This is a genomic window from Rheinheimera faecalis, assembly GCF_021290965.1.
Lineage (GTDB): Bacteria > Pseudomonadota > Gammaproteobacteria > Enterobacterales > Alteromonadaceae > Pararheinheimera > Pararheinheimera faecalis.
The window spans coordinates 22,034-42,269 of the sequence record NZ_JAJOYT010000009.1; the positions used below are offsets into that span (position 1 = coordinate 22,034).

A 20,236-nucleotide genomic window follows, 5' to 3' on the forward strand; every position below is an offset into this window, starting at 1 on the left:
TGTCCTGCCAATGGTTCATGCTTTCACCTTCATGGCTACAGTACCTTGTACTTTGCCACCTTCGTTACTTAAAGCGCCTTGTTTCACTTCGAAGCCTTTTTGCTCCAGCCTGGTTTTTAAGTTGTCAAAGCGCTGGAAACTGTCGGCTTCAGCCTGAAACCGCAGCTCGCTGGTTTTCTGGTCATACTTTAAGTTATCTAAACGCACATTAGTTGTTGCAGCCAGCTCCTGCTGTAAATCATTCAGCAAGCTAAACAAACTGGCATCCTGAGCTGTGCCTGCGCCTTGTAATTTACGCGCCAACTGACGGGAAATATCACGGGTAGATTCTGCCGGGAACCGGCTTTTATACAAAGTCACCAGTTCCGCCCTTTGTTGCTGCAGCTGTTGTCCTTGTTGCCATACCCCAAAGGCTAAAGTGATCAGATATAAAGCCAGGCAAGCCGTACCCAAGGCGATCGAGCTTTGCCATACAGACCAGATTTTGTTCTGAGCTTTTTTAGGGGCGTACTGGCCCTGTAATAAACTAAAACGTTGTTCCGGCAGTTGCTGCGCCAACAACGCCAGAGGTAGTTCAGGCTCTGCCGCCTGCACGTTTTGCAGTATTTCTGTGGGCCAGGGACTGTAGCTATGGATCAATTCGATATTCGCCAGGCTTAAAAAGTCCGCCCACCAACCAGGTTCAATACTGGACGCCTGCCATTGGCCCTGACGTAATAACCATTGCCCAGCCAGTTCTATGGCCGAAGCGCCATCCTGATGTAAAGGCAATAACAAAGCATCAGGCAACAGCTGTGTTGGCTGGAAACCTGCAACTACTAATGACCCAACCCACTGCTCCAACTGGACCTTTTTACACAAAGCCACTTGCTGCCAATATTCTTTACCACGCTGCTGGCATTGGCCTAAAGCCAGATACAGCTGCTCTATATCTTCGGCATGCTCTTCTTCAAGCATATAAGGCAAGGCCTGAATAATTTGCCGGTTTGGTTTAGACGGCAATAATACTTCACTTAGCACCACATCAGCCGCTGGCACTAAAGCCACAACAGGACGGCGACCTAAACGCTCGGACAACGCAGACAACTCATCGGCAGATGCCAGTTGACCTGAAGCGATAATCTCTTGATTGACGGCGGACCAAACCAACCAACTGATTGGCTGCTGTGGCTGACTGCCCAGTCTTATTATTAATTGTTCGTTCACCACTGGCCTCCAAACCGCCGCGCTATCACTTTTACTTTTTGTTGCTCGTCAATCACCAGTACAGACGCCAGATTAAAAACGGTGTCCATATAAGTGACTGTGGTTTCGAGCAAAAAATAATTCGAATTTATTGCCATCATGGCTTTGACCTCGTCCGTGACGCTGATACTTGCCAATTGTGGGCTGGCCCAGACTTCATCCAGAGTGGCAAAACCTTCTTCTGGTCTGCTGCCTATTAAATCTGAGGCTGCGCCTTCATCTAATTCAGGAATATAAGCCGACAATAAGGCTGCATTTTCCGCTGTGATCGTATTGATATTCAGTTTACTGGTACTGACTTTAGGGATCACACAAACCCAGGGTCTGACCAACTCGTAATCTGCAGGAGTTAAATCCAGCATCACCCGTAATTCGGAGGTTGAACCCATCAAACTATTGGCCGTATAAAACGGCATCTGCAAACCAGCATAGTCGTCTTGCTCGGCGCCACCGGCAGTTTGCAACAAACTATCAGCATCCAGCCAGTCGCTGACACGGGCTGTTAAATACTCAGCTGGCATCGACAAATCTGTCGCCTTTAGCTCCAGCAAACGCTGGAAAGCTTTTTGGCTGGCCGTTTGACCAGCTCCAACCTGCTGTTGATCGGCAGGTCGCTGTAAATTATTTAAGTTAAAGCAGCTTTGTAAATCAATCAGCTTGCCGGTAATAGTACCGCTGTCGACCGGAAAAGTAGCGCCTAACTGCGCCCAGTCCTGTGACAAATTTACCGTTTCTTTGCCAGCCACAGTGCTTTTCAGTAGCTGAATACTGGCCTGTTCAGCTGCTATGCCATACCAGTAGGCTTGTTGTTGTTGCTGTAAATTCAGCTGTCGTTGCAATTGTAACTGCAAACGGCCACTCATCCCCACAGCGATAACAACCACCAAAGCGACAATCATCATGACGACCACTAATGCCACACCTGCTTGTCGGCGCATCAGGTTAATCCGTTCATTAAGGTGTAAAAACGCTGCATTTCACCTAGCTGTTCATGTGTGATAGTTAACCGGATAGCTTTGGGCAACTTCTCGTCATTCCAGGTTTCCAGCCACTCTTCGTCTTTTAAAAATTCCACTTTAAAACCTGTGACCTTATCCAGCAAAGGCTGCACTTTAGGTTCGCTGCCTGTCACAGCATCCGGAAATAAACTAAAGAGTCGCTCAATTTTACCTTCACGAAAACGATAACCCACAGCCTGAATTTCGCTACGCGGCAATACCATACCCGGGTTACGCCAACCGCTGTGCACAAAAGCAAAACCACCCTCTTCACTCTCCAGCATCAGCTTGTCGCCAAGCAAAGGGGATTTGAGCGGATCTTCACCTTCTACCCGAATTTGACGTGCACTGATTTGTGCCAGATCACGTTCTAAAATCAGGAAAAATCTTTGTATTTGCGCCAAACGCTCTGCAGCCTTTTGGGAAGCAGCGTCAGACTCTGTCACACTGGACAATACGCTGGCCGATGCCAAACCGACTAAGGCGAAAATGGCCATCGCCAGCAACATTTCAATAAAAGTAAAACCACGACCCGCCTTAACGTTCGGCATCTGGCTTACCTACAAAAGTTTGTAACTGATACACCACTTTTTCCGGGTTATCAGCCAGACTGACTTTCACTACCACAGCACTGAAATTCGCATCTGCAGTTTTTTGGATTTCCTGTTGCCATAACCAGTTGCGGTTAGCAAATTCCACAGTTTTTTGTTCGCTTTTTAATGGCCAGGTTTTTTCCAGAAAAACAGCATTCAACTGATTTTCTGCGACATAAGATGCAAAGGTCAGGTTTTCCAGATGAGAAATAGAGTTCATATGCTCAGAAGCCGTTTTCATCACAGCAGCACCAGCAGTGGCAAATACAGCCATAGCAATCAGCAACTCAATCAGGGTAAAACCTTTGCTTTTCATGGTCTGTCGTTTTCCACTTCAGATTTAGTCAGCGGAATACTGTATTCGCCTTTGAGCACCTGATACCAAAAAGGACGCTCAGTTTCATCCGCCAACACCAACTGAAAAGGACTAATGTCGCCGGACGATAAAATATAGATATTGGGCAACAAAGGTTTCTCGCGGCTTTTTGCCGGACCTTTGGTTTTCCCGTCTTTACCTGCTTTTTTCTCTTCTTCTTCGGCCGCTTCTTCTTGCTGTTCGAGCAATTCTTCCTGCAGTTTGCGGAACTCTTCCTGACCTAAAATACTATCCTCTGCCCAGCTTAAGCCTTCCAGCTCTAGCTCAGCCTTCACTGTTTCAGGCCAGGGATGAAACTGCATAAACTTAGGTTCACCTACTTCCAGCCATTTCTGTCCATCGTGCACCAAAAACTGATAGCCTTTGTCGTTCAGGACTAAGCCAAAATCCTGCTGCTTTAAAATGGCAGTTTCAGAGATCACCTGCACCAGTTGCTGTAACCGGTCGGTTTCTTTCTGAATACGCGCAGTTCTGGATTCACTGACAAAATTCACCACCACGTAGGATGCCATCAAGCCAAGCAATAGCATCACTAACATGATTTCCAGCAATGTAAAACCGCGGTGGTGTTTCATGCTTTAGTTTTGCTGCGCTTCCGGCGCATCCAGATTCCAGTTGCCTATATCATCATCTGTGCCGGCAACACGGTCTGGCCCCATTGAATACACGTCAATACGACCCATCTCTCCCGGACTGACTAACAAATAATCGTTGTCCCATGGGTCTTTTTGCAGGCGTTTGATAAAACCGCCTTCAGGGAAAGAACGTGGCATAGGCTCTGACGTTGGCTGGGTCACTAAAGCTTGTAAGCCTTGTTCTGTGGTTGGATAAAAGCCGTTGTCCAGCTTGTATAAGTCCAGTGCATTTTCCAGCTGCTGAATATCCACCACCACTTTTTGTTTGGCCGCTTTTTCCTGATTGCCCATTAAGTTAGGCACAACCATACTGGCGATAACACCCAAAATAACAATAACAACCATCACTTCTAACAAGGTAAAACCTTTTTGTTGTTGCATTTTTTAACCTCCGACTAAATTGTTTAATGCCAAAATAGGCTGCAGAATCGCCATTACAATAAATAAAACTATGCCAGCCATCACGGCAACTAAAACAGGTTCAAATACTTTCAGTGAGACAGTGACCAGGGTTTCAAATTCCCTGTCCTGCGTATTGGCGGCACGCTCTAACATGCCATCCAACTGACCACTTTTTTCGCCTGAGGCGATCATATGCAGCATCATAGGCGGGAATAATTTAGTTTGCTCCAGCGCGTTTTTCAGTGAAGAACCTTCGCGGACTTTCAAGGTAGCTTCAGCAATAGACTGACGCATATAACTGTTATCCAGCACATCAGCACTGATACGCATAGCTTCCAGCAAAGGCACGGCGCTGGCGTTCAGAATACTTAAAGTACGGGCAAAACGGGCCGTGTTTAAACCACGGCTGACTTTACCAATCAACCCCAGCTTTAATTGTCGGGTGTCTATTTTCAGTTTAAAAGCAGGCTTCTTCAGCGCCCGTTTAAATGCAGCAATAGCCAGAAAAATAGCCAGCACCACAAGTAGGCCATAGGAGCGTAAAAAGTCACTGGCGGCTATTAAAAATAAAGTAGAGCCGGGCAAGCTTTGCCCCATATGTTCAAACTGACCCACAATTTGTGGCACCACAGCAGCCAGCAAAATACTGATCACAGCTATAGCAAAAAAGGTCAGAATGGCAGGATAAAGCAGCGCCTGCATAATCTGACTGCGCATATGCTGACGTTGTTCAGTGTAATCCGCTAACCGGTTTAATACGGCGTCCAAATGGCCTGATTTCTCCCCTGCCGCCACCATAGAAGTAAACAAGTGATCAAAGACATAAGGAAACTCAGCCAGACCTTCAGCCAGGCTATACCCTTCTACCACTTTAGAGCGCACTGACATCATCATGCTTTGCAAACGGGCTTTATCACATTGTTCTGATACAGCAAGCAAAGCACTTTCTATCGGCAAGCCCGCTTCGATCAGAGTCGACATCTGACGGGTGATCAGCGCTAATTCACTGGCGCTGATACCAGATTGGAACCATTTTTTACCGGACGCCAGCAGTTTTTCCTGACGCGAAGCCAGCTCTAAACTCAGAGGCGTTAACTTTTGCTCACGCAATAGCTGACGGGCCTGACGGGCATTATCGGCTTCCAGTACACCTTTACTACGACGCCCTTTGGCGTCCATGGCCTGGTATTCAAAAGCTGGCACTACAGATCCTCTCGGGTCACACGCAATACTTCTTCCAGCGTGGTTTCACCCGTTAATACTTTGCTGAAGCCGTCCTGGCGGATACTTGGGCCTTGAGTCCGAATGTATTTCTCAATCGACTGCTCGCCTTTGCCGTTATGGATCAGTTCGCGGGTATGCTCGTCAACGACCAGCAATTCATGAATACCGGTCCGGCCACGGTAACCCGTCTGATTACAGTGCTCGCAGCCTACAGCACGATAAATCACTGTTCCGTCTTTTTTTGTAACGCCCAGTAAAGCCCGCTCTTCTTTATCCGGCTCGTGGGCTTGTTTACAGTGCACACATAAAGTTCGTACCAGACGCTGCGCTAATACACCCAATAAACTGGAGGATAATAAAAAGGGTTCAACCCCCATATCTTCCAGACGGGTAATGGCACCAGAGGCGGTATTAGTGTGCAGAGTACTTAAGACTAAGTGGCCGGTTAAACTGGCCTGTACTGCAATTTGCGCGGTTTCTAAATCACGGATTTCACCCACCATCACCACATCAGGATCCTGACGTAAAATGGCGCGCAAGCCACGGGCGAAAGTCATATTCACCTTGGTATTGACCTGAGTCTGGCCTATACCTTCGAGTTCGTATTCAATAGGATCTTCGACCGTCAGAATATTACGGTCTTTGGTGTTGATCTCGGTCAGACCTGCATACAAGGTGGTACTTTTACCCGAACCTGTAGGGCCTGTGACCAGAATAATGCCGTGAGGTTTTAAAATCTGCTGCGAAAAGCTTTGTTGTATAGCCGGTGTCATACCCAGCTTATTTAAATCCAGATGCGAGTTATTTTTGTCGAGCAAACGCATAACAACCCGCTCGCCATGACTGGATGGCATGGTTGATACCCGCACATCCACAGCCCGACCCGCAATACGCAAACTAATACGACCATCTTGTGGCACACGTTTTTCAGCTATGTCCAGCTTGGCCATTACTTTGATACGGGACACCAGTAAACTGGATAACTTACGGTTAGGTTTTAATACTTCTCTTAAAACACCATCAACCCGAAAACGTACCACCAGATTTTTTTCAAAGGTTTCGACATGAATATCCGAAGCGCCCAACTTAATGGCTTCGCCAAGCATGGCATTGATCAGTTTAATGATCGGCGCATCGTCTTCGTTTTCTAATAAATCTTCAGTCTCAGGAATTTCGTCAGCCAAAGAGGCTAAATCCACTTCGTTGCCAATGTCCTGCATAATCTGCTGAGCTTCGGATGAATCACGCTGATAAGAGGCTTCCAACAACGCATCAAATTCAGTTTGTTGCAGTTTCTGCACTTTAAAAGGCGCGGATAATAAACGCCGCACTTCCAGCAATGCAGTAGGCGGTGTCTGAGGATTAACATATAGCAACCAGCCGTCGGCATGGGCCTGCAACAAAACACCAAAACGTTTGGCAAAGCCAAAAGGCAAACGCACTTTGGCTACTACTGGCTGCATGTCATTCAGATCAACAGCAGACATTAGTTGTTCCCCTGCTCTGCAGGTTGTGCTGCCGGTGTCGTAGCCCCTTTGTCCTGAGCTTCTTTTTTCTGCAAATATTCATCAAAAGTAGGTGGAATAATTAAGGTTTCATCAAATTCAGGCATAGCTGGTGTTTCAGCGCCAGGCATCAGATGAATACCTTTTTCACCCTGAGCCAGTTGCTCAGCTCTTACATAATTGTATTTACGCTGACTGACTTCACTGAGCAAACCATCGTCACGCATAATGGTCGGTTTGATAAAAATCATCAGATTACGTTTACGTTTAGTTGAAGAGGTAGAACGGAATAAAGCCCCTAATACCGGTATATCACCTAATAGCGGCACTTTAGATTCACTTTGTTGCACATCTTCATCAATTAACCCCCCCAACACGACGGTAGCGCCATTGTCAGCCAGCACAGTGGTTTTAATTTCCCTTTTGGCGATGATAGGGTTGCCTTCAATATCACCATTACGGCCTGACACTTCCTGCTCTATGGTGAGTTTAACCGCATTACCTTCGTTAATCTGAGGTGTTACTTTCAGCTTAATACCTACTTCAATCCGGTCTAAAGTGGTAAAAGGATTAGTGCCACCTGAGCCTGGGCTGGTGGTGGTTTTAATAGGCACTTCTTCACCAACAATAAAAGAAGATTCCTGATTATCCAGCGTAGTCAGAGAAGGTGTGGCAAGAATATTCGAATTACTGTCACTGGTCACAGCCTGTAAAATAGCGCCCCAATCATTTTTTACTACGCCCAGCATCATGCCGGTGACGCCACCTAAGGCTTCACCCAAGGCAGTGTAGTCACCATTTTGGTCCGGATTTACTGTAGTGACACCAGTCTCTTCATTTACTACGGTAGTTCCTTTGACAGTCCTGGCCGCAGCAGCACCGGCCGCAATCTGGCTGATAGGCACGACGCCGTTATTAAACTGAGTTAAACCACCCTGAGCACTGATCCATTGCACCCCTAAGTTGGCACCTGAGTTATCCGCTACTTCAACGATAATGGCTTCGACCAGCACCTGAGCACGACGGATATCCACCTGGCGAATCACATCTTCCAGTGAACGTAATACGTCTGGCTGAGCGGTAATGACTAAAGAATTGCTTTCAGCATGAGCTTCAATACTGACATCCCGGCCTTTGCCTGCAGTACGGGCACCTTGTGCCTGAGTGGCTGCGCCCTGAGATTCTGCAGCTATAGTAGCGCTGACACCTTGTAAGACTTTGACTAAATCTTCGGCTTTCGCGTATTTCAGGTAATACACGCGAGTATTGCCCTGACTTTCCAATTCAGCATCCAGACGCTGCACTAAAGCCACAACACGTTCACGCGCCTGACGCTCACCACTGACAATCACACTGTTAGTACGCTCATCAGCTACAATTTTTGGAATTAAAAATTCAGGCTGTTCAGATTTACCCTGATTTTTATAGATATTTTCCAGAATACGTACCACTTCGGCAGACGAAGCGTAACTTAACTTGATAACTTCCAGATCCTGATCACCAGCTTTATCGACACGGGAAATAATGTCGACCAAACGGTTCACTGTCTCGGCCTGGCCTGTCATCATAATGACGTTGGACGGATCATAGTTCACCACACTGCCGCCACCACTTTGATCGACAAACTGGCGCAATAACGGAGCTAATTCACGGACTGAAACGTTTTTCACCTGTACAACACGGGTAACCATTTCGTCGCCCAAAGCACCGGCATTGTCACTGACTACAGGAATGTTGGAGGTTTTCGCATCTTTTTGCCGCACCACTTTCAGCACACCACTTTTCATTTCAACGACTGAAAAGTCATAGACTTCCAACACGTTTAAGAAAAACTGGTAATACTGTTTTTCGTTCAGCATTTCGTAGCTACGCACATTAATACGGCCACGCACCTGCGGATCCACAATGATGGTTTTATTCAGATTTTTACCAACAATATTAATAAATTCGTTGATATCTGTGCCTTTAAAGTTCGGCTGATATTCAGTTGCAGTTGCAAAAAAACTCAGCAGCGCAATAGCGCCCAAACCAAACCAACGGGAAATTTGCACACGAGAAGATGTCACTGACTTCATTAGAGTTTAACCATCTTAATTAATTATTATTGTGACAGACTAAAGACAATGTCTCTGGTCTGGCCATCACGTTCAACCTTAATAGAAGCTTGTGTTGCTTCACGTAATTCATTCATGACCATCATGGCCTGCTGCATATCATTTAACGCAGTACCGTTAATTTCAACGGCTACATCGTTAGCTTTTAAACCCATGCGTTCAAATAATTCAGGATCTTTACCCGGTGTCACACGGTAACCATACAACTGACCGTTACGGTATTGCGGCGAAGCACGAATATAGTCGAAAAACTTCATAGGTTCCGACATCATTTCTTTACGCACATCAGCAAGTTCTTCAAGCGGTGGCTGAGGACCGTCCATCATTGGTTCAGACTGGGGCTGATAATCCACTTCCTGTAAACCACCATTTTCAGCAGCCATTTGCTGATATTCGATACCATCGAGCATCAGGGTTTCAAAACGGGAGGACACTTTCAGCAGCACACGGTCTTCAAATACCTGACTTAAACTGGCGCTGGTACCTTCAATTTTATCCTCTACACCATAAGTTTGTTCAGTGCCCTGACTTTCTATCACCGCCGAGCCTTGTTCAGGTTTGCCAGCAATAGATACCACACCTGTCAGTTTGACATTCAGAGTGGTTTTGGGTGCTGAAGAAGGCACAGCAACAGGAGCAACTTCTGCAGTTTCTGAGGCTTTGCCAAATAAACTGGCAGCCAACAAAGATTTCAGATCCGGCGCACCAGGACCAGAGGCTGTCACCGCAGCACTAATGGGTTCGGCTTCTGGTGTTGGTAACAGTTGCCAACTTAATTTCGCCAGTAACCAACAAAACAGCAGCACAAAAATTCCGGTCAGCCAGAAATTCAGGCGTTGTTGCGGCAAACGGGTCAGCCATTCAATGGCGGGTCTGGTGGAAGCGAGCCAATTCATTCTTTAATAATTCTGTTACAAAACTCATTGCATCTTACCCAGTTGTTTTGTCCTCAACAAGCCTACATATCACAATTCCGAAACCTATGACTTTAGACAGAGCCCGGGACTATACTTTATGTACACTTGCAGCGGAGAACAGGCATGGATAAATCGGTAAACCAGCCTACCACAGTTATATTACGTTTAGATAAATGGCTGTGGGCTTGTCGCTTTTATAAAACCAGAGCGCTGGCAAAAGACATGATCGAAGGTGGAAAAGTTCATTATAATGGTCAGCGTTGCAAAGCCAGCAGAACGGTTGAAGTCGGAGCGACGATAAAACTGACCCAAGGCACGGACGAACGAACTGTGATAGTTCAGGCCTTGTCTGAAAAAAGACTGGCTGCACCATTGGCTCAGGCTCTGTATCAGGAAACAGAAGAGAGCATGAAGCTAAAACTGGAAAGAGCTGAATTGCGCAAAATGAATTTGCTGTTTGCGCCTCACCCGGAAACCAAACCTGACAAAAAAATGCGTCGTCAGTTGCTGCTGATCAAAGCGCAGCAATCCTAAGGTACTGTTATGAATCAAGATGTGTTAGTACGTTTTTTATTTAATGAACGTGATGTCCGTGGCGAAATCGCTTACGCCTCCGACAGTTTGCAGCAAATGCTGCAAAACCATGATTACCCTTATCCGGTGAAACAATTACTGGCCGAATTGGTGATAGCCACCAGTTTGCTGACGGCCACCTTAAAATTGGATGGCGATATTGCTGTGCAGTTGCAGGGCGATGGTCCGGTGCGTTTTGCTGCAGTGAACGGCACAGCAGAACAAGAGTTTCGTGGTGTAGCCCGTCTGCAAGCCGAAATTGGCGCCACAGGTTTTCGTGATCTGATTGGTGAAGGTTATATGCTGGTGACTATTACACCTAAACAAGGAGAACGTTATCAGGGCATTATTCCACTAACAGGCGATAGTCTGACTGACACTTTAGAAGCTTATTTTGCTCAGTCGGAGCAACTGCCAACCCGTTTGTATTTATTTACCGATCTGACCGAAGGTAAAAGCCGGGCAGCAGGTTTGTTGTTACAGGTGTTGCCGGTTGACCCTGAAAAGGCCAAACAGGATTTCAGTGATTTAGTCATAGTGACAGACACTATTACCTCTGACGAATTACTGAATTTGCCAACAGAACAAATGCTGCATCGTTTGTATCACGACGAAGAAGTGGAGTTGTTTGCACCACAGCCTATACGTTTTGTTTGTGGTTGCTCGCGGGAAAAATGTGAATCAGCCATTATCAGTTTAGGTAAAGCTATCATTGAAGAGCATATAGCCGAAGGTAAACTGGAGATCAGTTGTGACTACTGCAATAGCACTTATCAATTCGACAGTGCTGAATTGTCCTTATTATTGAATAAGTTTTAAGCACAACCCCCTTGAGAGAGCAAGCTGATATTGCTCTCTCAAGCGGCCAAACAATGATGTAACCCACCCTGTAAGTTTTCATTTTTTCATCAAATTTCCGACAAAACCCACTATTGCAGGGTGTTTTGGCTATGCCAAATGAAGTACAATCGGCCCGAACCCTATTAAAAACCATAAATTTACCGACTTACGTACCTCAAGGAGTCACCCTACAATGACCTCTACAATCACTCGCCATGTCGATTTAACAGTGGCAGATTTAGTTGAACACGCTATTCGTCGTAATGAAGGTGTATTAGCGGACAACGGCGCTTTGGTGGTTAAAACCGGTCATAGAACTGGTCGCTCACCTACGGATCGCTTTATTGTTAAAGAAGCCAGCACAGAGCAGGATATTCAATGGGGCAACGTCAACCGTCCTTTTGATCCGGTGAAATTTTCTGCGCTTTGGGCTCGTGTCAGCGACTTTATTGCGACCAAAGAACATTTTGTCTCTCACCTTGAAGTAGGTGCGGACCCGGAACACTACATTCCGATGACGGTGACCACAGAAACCGCATGGCAACATATTTTTGCCAAAAACCTGTTTATCACTTCAGCACACTGGAACAAAGCCGGCAAAGAGACCTGGCAAATTCTGAACGTGCCTTCGTTTGAATGTGACCCAGAGCGTGACGGCACTAACAGTGACGGTACTGTGATGATTAACTTTGCCGAGCGCAAAGTGTTATTAGCAGGCATGCGTTATGCCGGCGAAATGAAAAAAGCCATGTTCTCAGTACAAAACTTCCTGTTGCCAGCCAAAGGTGTATTACCTATGCACTGTTCGGCCAACGTAGGTGAAGCGGGCGATACCACCTTATTCTTCGGTTTATCAGGCACAGGTAAAACAACTTTGTCTGCCGACCCTAAACGTTTCCTGATTGGTGATGACGAACACGGCTGGGCGCCTAACTCAGTGTTTAACATTGAAGGCGGTTGCTACGCTAAATGTATCGACTTGTCGAAGAAAAACGAGCCCGTAATTTGGGATGCGATCCGCTTCGGTACTATTCTGGAAAACGTGGTGTTAGACGCTAACCGTACTCCGGATTACAAAGACGCCAGCCTGACCCAAAACAGCCGCGCCGCTTATCCTTTAGCTCATGTGGAAAAACGTGTACTGGAAAACCGTGCAGGTGAGCCTAAAGCTGTCGTCTTCCTGACTTGTGATGTCAGTGGTGTATTACCACCAGTTTCTATCCTGTCAGAAGAAGCCGCCGCTTATCACTTCTTAAGTGGTTACACTGCCAAAGTAGGTTCGACTGAAATTGGTTCAACTTCTGCTATTGAATCAACCTTCTCAACTTGTTTTGGTGCGCCGTTTTTCCCACGCCCTGCTGGCGTATACGCTGAGCTTTTGATCAAACGTGTACGTGAATTTGGCAGCAAAGTGTATTTAGTCAACACAGGCTGGACTGGCGGTCCACATGGCGTTGGTAAGCGTTTTGACATCCCAACCACCCGCGGCATTATCGACGCTATAGTCTCTGGTGAATTGGCGACTGCTGAAACTGTACATTTAGCAGAACTAAATCTGAATGTGCCGTTAAAGGTCACTGGTGTGGACAGCAACTTGCTGAACCCGAGAGATACCTGGGCAGACAAAGCTGCTTACGATCAGTACGCCAGCAAACTGGCTGCTGAATTTGCCAATAACTTTAAGAAATACGATGTATCTGATGCAATCCGCAATGCAGGTCCAAAAGTAGCTTAATGTTTTTTTGACACTGATTTAATGAAAAAAGGCTCCCATTGGGAGCCTTTTTTATGCCGTTTTGATCAAAGGCAAATACACTGTCACCACTAATCCGCCATAAGCATGGTTATGCATACTGATTTGACCATGGTGCATATCAACAATCTTTTTAATAATAGCTAAACCTAAACCTGAACCCCCACTGCCACGGGCTGTATCGCCCTGAGCAAAAGGCTCAAACATACGTTGCATTTCATGTTCAGGAATACCAGGGCCATGATCCCGCACCTGTACATAGACCTTACGGCTGGCGCGCTCCACGCCAGTGCTGACTTCAATGCTGCCATCAGAATACTTCAGTGCATTTTCAATCAAATTATTCAGCACCCGTTTTATCGCAATACGACGCAGCGGCACCAGTGGTAACGGCTCGCAAAGGCTGGCATTAATTTCACGTTTTTGCAGCCGATCTGCGCTGATTTGCTCCTGTACCAGCAGGTTTAAATCTTCTTCATCCAGCGCTTCTTCTTTGTGATGACGAATGTAATCAATAAACTGGTCGATGATCGCATTCATATCTTCGATGTCACTGACAATACCATCTTTAATCCAACTGTCCTGCTCACTGACCATTTCACTGGCTAGCCGGATACGGGTTAAAGGGGTACGCAAATCATGCGACACACCTGCCATTAACAAAGCCCGGTCTTTCTCCAGTTGACTGATACCTTTAGCCATACGGTTAAAAGCCTGAGTCACTGCCACTATTTCTGTGGAACCATGTTCAGGTAAAGGCTCTGGCATTTCGCCACGTCCTACTTTCAGTGCGGCCTGCTGTAAACCTTGCAAAGGCCTGTTGAGTTGCCGGGCAAATAACCAACCACCGGCCACACTTAAAAAACCTATAACAAAGACATAAATCTTCAGCGGCGAAAAGTCGGTTTCATCCAGGCCGGTTAATGGCACTTTTACCCAATACTGCGGCGCTTGTGGTGGTTTGATCCAGAAGGCGTAGCTATTATTTTGCGCAATACGGACTTCGGCAGGTCCGCCCAGCTCCTGCGACATTTCCTCAGAGAAATAGGGGTAATAACTGGCATCGTTTAAGCCATTTAAAGGCGCTGTGGCATCGGTATACACCTCAATGCCAGTAGCTTGCTGGAATCTTTTGGTCAACTCTTCTGACAGCAGCACATCACTGTGCTCCACGTCGATAAAGACCACTTTGATTTGCTTAGCGATCAGATGGTTAATTTGTTGATAGCTGGGCTTAATCACGTAATAGACCACGGATAAATAAGACACCAGCTGATTGATTAGCAATAAAATACCAATCAGAAAGACGGTCTGACCAAAAGCGCTGCGCGGAAACAAACGCATTTAGCTGACTGCACCATCAGGCACAAAGACATAACCCAAACCCCAGACAGTTTGAATATAACGCGGGTTAGTCGGGTCGTCTTCCAGCATACGGCGCAAACGGGACACCTGAACATCTATGCTGCGCTCCATCGCTGAATAATCACGGCCTCTCGCCATATTCATTAACTTGTCACGCGACAAAGGTTCACGGGCATGAGTCACCAGCACTTTCAACACTGCAAATTCACCGCTGGTTAAAGGCATCAGCTCTTCGCCTTTGCGCATTTCGCGGGTCGCCAGATTAAAGACAAAAGGACCAAATTTCACCTGGCTTTCTTCCACTGCAGGCGCACCAGGTAATTCTTTTGATTTACGACGTAATACAGCGCGAATACGGGCTAACAATTCACGAGGGTTAAAAGGTTTAGGCAGGTAATCGTCAGCGCCCATTTCCAGACCAATAATACGGTCCACTTCGTCGCCTTTGGCGGTCAGCATAATGATAGGAATTTCATTTTCCTGTTGGCGCAGTTTACGGCAAATGGATAAACCATCTTCGCCAGGCAGCATCAGATCCAGCACCACCAGATGGAAATTTTCGCGCTCCATTAAACGCTGCATCTGCTCAAAGTTGGCGGAGGTACGGACAATATAACCTTGTTCCACCAGATAACGTTCTAATAAAGAACGTAATCTCATGTCATCGTCTACGACTAAAATTTTTGTTGTTTCTTGTCCGAGCATACAAATCCCTCCGCAAAGTGAATAGCACTATAAACGAAAAACCCGGAGCATGGAGGGCATGCGCCGGGTTCAGTTGTTACAAAGTTTGTCTGTATCTGTTCAGTCAACTTATTCAGGTTGCACCTTCTCTACTTTACGCAGCGGCGGATTCATCCAAACCACATGTCCGGTATGAGCACTCAGTCGTGTGGAGTTTTCCTGTTTCTCTAAGGTCTTCTTATCAATCACATAAGCGTAATCCGGCGCTGAGCTGCACCCTGTCATCACAAGAGCCGTAGCAAGGACTATCAGACCTGTTAATTTTGCTTTCATTGTTGGCCTCCTTTGTTAAGCACATTTTCACTATAGTTGGCCCAACCAAATTCGCCTAACATATTTTTGTTACATCTAAATGACAGTGAATAAATATTTTGAATTATTTTTCAAATAATACATAAACAATTGATTTTAAAAATATTTTATTTTTTTATTTCGTCACAAAAGAAAATGGAATTTTTTAAGCCTCTGAGTTATCTGCTGAAATTCATGACCTTCTCTTTCCACTTCGCTGTGAAATGGTTATAAAGTCAGACCAGAACAGTGTTCTTTCCTTTTCAAATCAATCACCGGACAGCATGAGTAAAACAGAGTTAGTCACCCGCGAAGGTTATGAAGCCTTGCAACAGGAATTAAACCATTTATGGCGGGAAAAACGCCCTGATACCACAGCTAAAGTGGCCTGGGCGGCCAGCCTCGGCGATAGATCAGAGAATGCGGACTATCAATACAACAAGAAACTTTTACGGGAAATAGATAGAAGAGTTCGATACTTACGGAAACGCTTAGAAGTAATTAAAGTAGTTGATTATTCACCGGAGCAAAATGGCCGGGTGTTTTTTGGTGCCTGGGTTGAGATTGAGAATGACGAAGGTGAACAACTGACCTTTCGCATTGTAGGACCAGATGAGATTTATGGTCGTAACGACTATATATCTATCGATTCTCCTATGGCCCGGGCTTTAATCAAAAAACAAGCAGATGATGAAGTGCAAGTGCCCACTCCCACCGGCATCAAAGAATGGTGGATTAACAAAATCTGGTATCCCCAGCAAAAAAGTTAAGGTGTGTTATGTATCAGCAAGTATTGAGTCAACAACAGCAGTATTTTTCCAGCGGCGTGACCAAAAATCTAAGCTGGCGTAAGCAGCAATTAAAACAACTGCAACTCCTGCTGACCAAACACGAAACTGAGTTGCTAGCGGCTTTACACCAGGATCTGGGAAAACCGGCCTTTGAAGCACTGTTGAGTGAAATCAATTACCTGCATACCGACATTAAACATTGCCTGAAAAAGCTAAACAGCTGGGCCAGACCTCGCAGAGTTGGCACCGGGCTTCGCACTTTTCCTTCTATGGCTTTTATTCAGCCAGAACCTTATGGGTCAGTGCTTATTATCAGCGCCTGGAATTACCCGCTGCAACTGGCCTTAGCGCCTTTAGTGGCTGTGTTATCTGCTGGTAACTGCGCTGTGGTGAAACCCTCTGAATTGGCGCCTGCTACCTCAGCCATTATGGCTCGCCTGCTGCCTTTGTATTTAGATAAAGAGGCTGTGGTTGTCATAGAAGGTGGTGTGCCTGAAACCACAGAGCTGTTGAAGCTGCCTTTTGATCATATTATGTACACAGGCAATGGCCAGGTCGGCAAAATTGTATTACGCGCCGCTGCTGAACATTTAACGCCTGTCACTTTAGAACTGGGTGGCAAAAGCCCTGTTTATGTCGATAGCAGTGCCGATTTAAAACTGACAGCCCAGCGTATTGCCTGGGGCAAGTGGCTGAATGCCGGACAAACCTGTATAGCACCGGATTATATTCTGGCGCATAAAGATATAGCCCAGGCTCTGGCTGAAGAAATTAAGGCGCAGTTACTACAGATGTATGGCAGCGATCCTAAGCTCAGCCCGGATTATGGCCGCATGATCAACCAGCGTCATTTACAACGGGTGCAAAGTTACCTTGATGGCATTGATGTTTATTGTGGTGGCGCTGTGGATGCAGAGCAGCTGTATTTCAGCCCTACGTTGGTGTTGGACCCGCCGCTTGATAGCCGCCTGATGACAGAAGAAATTTTTGGCCCTGTGTTACCTCTGCTTTCTATCAGTGGTTTTGACGCTGCGATACAGTTTGTGCAGAAGCGCGATAAACCACTGTCGGCCTATTTGTTTAGTAATAACAGCTCGCAACAGCAGCAGTGGGTAGAACAAATCAGCAGTGGCAGTCAGTGTATTAACGATGTACTGATGTTTATGGCTGTGTCTGAACTTCCTTTTGGTGGCGTGGGTCCGAGTGGCATGGGCCAGTATTCAGGCAAAGCCGGTTTTGAACAGTTTAGTCATTTGAAATCTGTATTAAAACGCCCACTCTGGCCTGAGCCACCTGTACGTTTTGCACCTTATGCGGAATGGAAACGTAAAGTGCTGGGCTGGTTAAGCTAGCCATTCGGTGCAGAGTACGGACGCTTCAGCGTTTTGCTATTGGATTTTTTAGCCCTAACAGTGGACAATTGCCGCAGTTGATAAGAACCAGTCTGGCTTTTACTTGATGTAAGGTCGCCAGATGCTAAGGAAGCTTTAAGTTATGTCTATGATCATTAAACAAATTGCTCTGGAAATTTCAGCACGCCCAGAGCAGGTTGCTGCAGCTATTCAGCTGATGGATGAAGGCGCCACTGTGCCTTTTATCGCCCGTTATCGTAAAGAAGTGACAGGTGGCCTGGATGATACCCAGTTGCGTAACCTGGATGTACGTTTAACTTATTTACGTGAGCTGGAAGACAGACGTCAGGTCATTATCAAAACCATAGATGAACAAGGCAAACTGACGCCGGAACTGAAGCAGGAATTATTGGCCGCTGACAATAAGACCCGTTTAGAAGATTTGTATTTACCTTACAAAGCCAAACGCCGCACCAAAGGCCAGATTGCTATTGAAGCAGGTTTGGAGCCTTTAGCAGACGCTTTATTTAATGATCCGACCTTAGTACCGGAGCAACAAGCGGCGAGCTACTTCAATGTCGAAGCGGGTTTTGCTGACAGCAAAGCTGTGCTGGATGGTGTGAAATACATTTTGATGGAACGTTTTGCTGAAGATGCAGCTTTGCTGGCGAAATTACGTCGTCATTTAAGCCAGAATGCTGTACTGAAAAGTACTATGGTGGCAGGCAAAGAGCAGGAAGGCGCTAAATTCCGCGATTATTTTGAACATAAAGAAGCCTTTAAAACTGTGCCGTCACACCGTGCTTTAGCTATGTTCCGTGGCCGTAACGAAGGTATTTTAAACCTGCAATTGCAACCTGATGCCGATGATGCTTCAGCTCATGCTGTCTGCGAGCAAATGATTGCCAATCATTTTGATGTACGCCAGCAAGGCCGCGCTGCCGATGATTTCCTGCGTACCGCTGTGCAGTGGACCTGGAAAGTGAAGTTACACCTGCATTTAGAAAACGATTTGTTAGGCGAATTACGTGAGCAAGCCGAAGAAGAAGCCATTAAGGTATTTGCCCGTAACTTAAAAGATTTATTGATGGCGGCTCCTGCTGGTATGCGTGCAACCCTGGCGCTGGACCCGGGTTTACGTACTGGTGTGAAAGTCACGGCTATTGATGAAACCGGCAAGCTGGTGGATCAAACCACTATATTCCCGCATGCGCCACAAAATCACTGGGACAAATCAGTCCGCACTTTAGCGGCTTTAGCTAAACAACATAAAATTGAATTAATCGCTATTGGTAACGGTACAGCTTCGCGCGAAACCGACAAGTTAGCGGCCGATGTAATTAAGCTGCTGCCAGAGCAAAACATCAGCAAAATTATGGTGTCAGAAGCAGGTGCTTCGGTGTATTCAGCGTCTGAGCTGGCTTCACAGGAATTCCCGGATCTGGATGTGTCCTTACGGGGCGCTGTCTCTATCGGCCGTCGTTTACAAGACCCGTTGGCCGAACTGGTGAAAGTTGAGCCTAAAGCTATAGGTGTGGGCCAGTATCAACATGACGTTAACCAAAGCTTGTTAGCGAAGTCCCTGGACGCCGTAGTCGAAGACTGTGTAAACGCCGTAGGTGTGGATTTAAATATGGCGTCAGTGCCTTTATTGGCTCGTGTTGCTGGTTTAAACAAAACTCTGGCGCAAAACATTGTGGTCTACCGTGATACTCATGGCCGGTTCCAGCAGCGCAAAGACTTGCTCAAAGTAGCGCGTTTAGGCCCTAAAGCCTATGAACAGGCTGCTGGTTTCCTGCGTATCAATAAAGGTTCAGATCCACTGGACTCCTCTTCAGTTCACCCTGAAGCTTATCCTTTAGTGGAAAAAATTCTGGCGAAATTCGGTCAGCCGATAGAGCAATTACTCGGCAACAGCGCTTTCTTAAAAAGTCTGAATCCTGCTGATTTTGTTGATGAACATTTTGGTTTGCCTACAGTAGAAGATGTGATTAAAGAGCTGGATAAACCAGGTCGTGATCCTCGCCCAGAGTTTAAAACAGCTGTGTTTAAAGACGGCGTAGAAACTATGGCCGACTTAAAGCCAGGTATGTTACTGGAAGGTGTAGTCACCAACGTCACCAACTTTGGTGCTTTTGTTGATATTGGTGTGCATCAGGATGGCTTAGTGCATATTTCATCTTTGACCGACAAGTTTGTGTCCGACCCACATCAGGTGGTCAAAGCAGGCGATATAGTTAAAGTGAAAGTACTGGAAGTAGAACTGGACCGTAAACGTATTGCCCTGACGATGCGCATGGATGAGCAACCTGCAGTGAAAGGTGCTGCTGGTGCAGGAAAAGATGCGCCACGTTCTTCAGGTTCAACTGCCAACCAGAACCGGGCAGCTAAACCCGCAAAAACTCCTGAAAGTCCTAATGCAGCTATGGGCGACGCCTTTGCTCAGGCCTTTGCCAAAATGAAGAAGTAATTCGCATTTTGGAAAAAATAAAGGCCGGGAATTCCCGGCCTTTATTTT

Annotated in this window: 19 protein-coding genes; 6 read left to right on the top strand and 13 right to left on the bottom strand. The window is 46.3% G+C overall.

Annotated elements, in window-relative coordinates; translation table 11 throughout:
* Positions 1-15 precede the first annotated feature (15 nt).
* Genes gspL through gspC form a run of 10 tightly spaced genes read right to left on the bottom strand, consistent with a single transcriptional unit; the run spans position 16 to position 9,988 of the window.
* A complete protein-coding gene (gspL, locus tag LSG34_RS14775) occupies positions 16-1,206 on the bottom strand; it encodes a type II secretion system protein GspL (protein WP_233009858.1) in 1,191 nt (396 codons plus the stop codon).
* A complete protein-coding gene (gspK, locus tag LSG34_RS14780) occupies positions 1,203-2,183 on the bottom strand; it encodes a type II secretion system minor pseudopilin GspK (RefSeq protein ID WP_233009859.1) in 981 nt (326 codons plus the stop codon). The genes gspL and gspK overlap by 4 nt, the downstream gene beginning before the upstream one ends.
* Positions 2,183-2,794 (bottom strand): type II secretion system minor pseudopilin GspJ, encoded by a 612-nt coding sequence (gene gspJ, locus LSG34_RS14785; RefSeq protein WP_233009860.1) that lies wholly within the window; start codon positions 2,792-2,794, stop codon positions 2,183-2,185. The genes gspK and gspJ overlap by 1 nt, the downstream gene beginning before the upstream one ends.
* On the bottom strand, positions 2,781-3,152 hold the full coding sequence (gspI, locus tag LSG34_RS14790; RefSeq protein WP_233009861.1) for a type II secretion system minor pseudopilin GspI: 372 nt from the start codon (positions 3,150-3,152) through the stop codon (positions 2,781-2,783). The genes gspJ and gspI overlap by 14 nt, the downstream gene beginning before the upstream one ends.
* A complete protein-coding gene (gspH, locus tag LSG34_RS14795; protein ID WP_233009862.1) occupies positions 3,149-3,787 on the bottom strand; it encodes a type II secretion system minor pseudopilin GspH in 639 nt (212 codons plus the stop codon). Before gspH ends, gspI begins: the two co-directional genes overlap by 4 nt.
* 3 nt (positions 3,788-3,790) lie before the next feature.
* Positions 3,791-4,228 carry a type II secretion system major pseudopilin GspG gene (gene gspG / locus LSG34_RS14800; RefSeq protein WP_233009863.1) on the bottom strand — a complete coding sequence of 146 codons (438 nt, stop codon included), beginning with the start codon at positions 4,226-4,228 and terminating at the stop codon, positions 3,791-3,793.
* 3 nt (positions 4,229-4,231) lie between these two features.
* Positions 4,232-5,452 carry a type II secretion system inner membrane protein GspF gene (gene gspF / locus LSG34_RS14805; protein WP_233009864.1) on the bottom strand — a complete coding sequence of 407 codons (1,221 nt, stop codon included), beginning with the start codon at positions 5,450-5,452 and terminating at the stop codon, positions 4,232-4,234.
* Positions 5,452-6,960 (bottom strand): type II secretion system ATPase GspE, encoded by a 1,509-nt coding sequence (gene gspE / locus LSG34_RS14810; RefSeq protein WP_233009865.1) that lies wholly within the window; start codon positions 6,958-6,960, stop codon positions 5,452-5,454. The genes gspF and gspE overlap by 1 nt, the downstream gene beginning before the upstream one ends.
* The gene (gspD, locus tag LSG34_RS14815) at positions 6,960-9,053 is read right to left on the bottom strand and encodes a type II secretion system secretin GspD (RefSeq protein WP_233009866.1); all 2,094 of its coding nucleotides are present in this window, start codon (positions 9,051-9,053) and stop codon (positions 6,960-6,962) included. Before gspD ends, gspE begins: the two co-directional genes overlap by 1 nt.
* Positions 9,054-9,079: 26 nt before the next feature.
* Complete coding sequence (gene gspC / locus LSG34_RS14820; protein WP_233009867.1) at positions 9,080-9,988, bottom strand: type II secretion system protein GspC; 909 nt, start codon at positions 9,986-9,988, stop codon at positions 9,080-9,082.
* Positions 9,989-10,132: 144 nt separating this feature from the next.
* Between gspC and hslR the strand changes: the two genes are divergently transcribed.
* The 3 genes from hslR to LSG34_RS14835 all read left to right on the top strand — a co-directional run bounded on the left by hslR (position 10,133) and on the right by LSG34_RS14835 (position 13,157).
* Positions 10,133-10,543: a ribosome-associated heat shock protein Hsp15 gene (hslR, locus tag LSG34_RS14825; protein WP_233009868.1), complete on the top strand. Its 411-nt coding sequence runs from the start codon at positions 10,133-10,135 to the stop codon at positions 10,541-10,543.
* 9 nt (positions 10,544-10,552) lie between these two features.
* Positions 10,553-11,401 (top strand): Hsp33 family molecular chaperone HslO, encoded by an 849-nt coding sequence (gene hslO, locus LSG34_RS14830; protein ID WP_233009869.1) that lies wholly within the window; start codon positions 10,553-10,555, stop codon positions 11,399-11,401.
* A gap of 214 nt (positions 11,402-11,615) precedes the next feature.
* Positions 11,616-13,157, top strand: a complete 1,542-nt coding sequence (locus tag LSG34_RS14835; protein ID WP_233009870.1) for a phosphoenolpyruvate carboxykinase — start codon at positions 11,616-11,618, stop codon at positions 13,155-13,157.
* 51 nt (positions 13,158-13,208) lie between these two features.
* On the opposite strand, the gene envZ is transcribed toward LSG34_RS14835, so the two are convergent.
* From envZ to LSG34_RS14850, 3 genes are all read right to left on the bottom strand, one after another.
* The gene (envZ, locus tag LSG34_RS14840; protein WP_233009871.1) at positions 13,209-14,519 is read right to left on the bottom strand and encodes a two-component system sensor histidine kinase EnvZ; all 1,311 of its coding nucleotides are present in this window, start codon (positions 14,517-14,519) and stop codon (positions 13,209-13,211) included.
* On the bottom strand, positions 14,520-15,245 hold the full coding sequence (gene ompR / locus LSG34_RS14845; RefSeq protein WP_053423316.1) for an osmolarity response regulator transcription factor OmpR: 726 nt from the start codon (positions 15,243-15,245) through the stop codon (positions 14,520-14,522).
* 108 nt (positions 15,246-15,353) lie between these two features.
* Positions 15,354-15,557 (bottom strand): hypothetical protein, encoded by a 204-nt coding sequence (locus tag LSG34_RS14850; RefSeq protein ID WP_233009872.1) that lies wholly within the window; start codon positions 15,555-15,557, stop codon positions 15,354-15,356.
* A 302-nt stretch (positions 15,558-15,859) separates the two neighbouring features.
* On the opposite strand from LSG34_RS14850, the gene greB reads away from it, so the two are divergent.
* The 3 genes from greB (at position 15,860) to LSG34_RS14865 (ending at position 20,188) form a co-directional block, all read left to right on the top strand.
* Positions 15,860-16,345: a transcription elongation factor GreB gene (greB, locus tag LSG34_RS14855; RefSeq protein WP_233009874.1), complete on the top strand. Its 486-nt coding sequence runs from the start codon at positions 15,860-15,862 to the stop codon at positions 16,343-16,345.
* Between the two features lie 8 nt (positions 16,346-16,353).
* Complete coding sequence (locus LSG34_RS14860) at positions 16,354-17,718, top strand: aldehyde dehydrogenase family protein (protein WP_233009876.1); 1,365 nt, start codon at positions 16,354-16,356, stop codon at positions 17,716-17,718.
* Positions 17,719-17,860: 142 nt separating this feature from the next.
* Positions 17,861-20,188, top strand: a complete 2,328-nt coding sequence (locus LSG34_RS14865; protein ID WP_233009877.1) for a Tex family protein — start codon at positions 17,861-17,863, stop codon at positions 20,186-20,188.
* Positions 20,189-20,236 lie beyond the last annotated feature (48 nt).

Excerpts from the sequence above, each read along its gene's own strand:
- gspH (WP_233009862.1), bottom strand. The coding sequence starts at position 3,787 with ATGAAACACCACCGCGGTTTTACATTGCTGGAAATCATGTTAGTGATG.
- LSG34_RS14850 (WP_233009872.1), bottom strand. The coding sequence starts at position 15,557 with ATGAAAGCAAAATTAACAGGTCTGATAGTCCTTGCTACGGCTCTTGTG.
- gspI (WP_233009861.1), bottom strand. The coding sequence starts at position 3,152 with ATGAAAAGCAAAGGTTTTACCCTGATTGAGTTGCTGATTGCTATGGCT.
- gspE (WP_233009865.1), bottom strand. The coding sequence starts at position 6,960 with ATGTCTGCTGTTGATCTGAATGACATGCAGCCAGTAGTAGCCAAAGTG.
- LSG34_RS14860 (WP_233009876.1), top strand. The coding sequence starts at position 16,354 with ATGTATCAGCAAGTATTGAGTCAACAACAGCAGTATTTTTCCAGCGGC.
- gspG (WP_233009863.1), bottom strand. The coding sequence starts at position 4,228 with ATGCAACAACAAAAAGGTTTTACCTTGTTAGAAGTGATGGTTGTTATT.
- LSG34_RS14865 (WP_233009877.1), top strand. The coding sequence starts at position 17,861 with ATGTCTATGATCATTAAACAAATTGCTCTGGAAATTTCAGCACGCCCA.
- envZ (WP_233009871.1), bottom strand. The coding sequence starts at position 14,519 with ATGCGTTTGTTTCCGCGCAGCGCTTTTGGTCAGACCGTCTTTCTGATT.
- gspC (WP_233009867.1), bottom strand. The coding sequence starts at position 9,988 with ATGAATTGGCTCGCTTCCACCAGACCCGCCATTGAATGGCTGACCCGT.
- hslR (WP_233009868.1), top strand. The coding sequence starts at position 10,133 with ATGGATAAATCGGTAAACCAGCCTACCACAGTTATATTACGTTTAGAT.
- greB (WP_233009874.1), top strand. The coding sequence starts at position 15,860 with ATGAGTAAAACAGAGTTAGTCACCCGCGAAGGTTATGAAGCCTTGCAA.
- gspD (WP_233009866.1), bottom strand. The coding sequence starts at position 9,053 with ATGAAGTCAGTGACATCTTCTCGTGTGCAAATTTCCCGTTGGTTTGGT.
- ompR (WP_053423316.1), bottom strand. The coding sequence starts at position 15,245 with ATGCTCGGACAAGAAACAACAAAAATTTTAGTCGTAGACGATGACATG.
- gspK (WP_233009859.1), bottom strand. The coding sequence starts at position 2,183 with ATGCGCCGACAAGCAGGTGTGGCATTAGTGGTCGTCATGATGATTGTC.
- LSG34_RS14835 (WP_233009870.1), top strand. The coding sequence starts at position 11,616 with ATGACCTCTACAATCACTCGCCATGTCGATTTAACAGTGGCAGATTTA.
- gspJ (WP_233009860.1), bottom strand. The coding sequence starts at position 2,794 with ATGCCGAACGTTAAGGCGGGTCGTGGTTTTACTTTTATTGAAATGTTG.
- hslO (WP_233009869.1), top strand. The coding sequence starts at position 10,553 with ATGAATCAAGATGTGTTAGTACGTTTTTTATTTAATGAACGTGATGTC.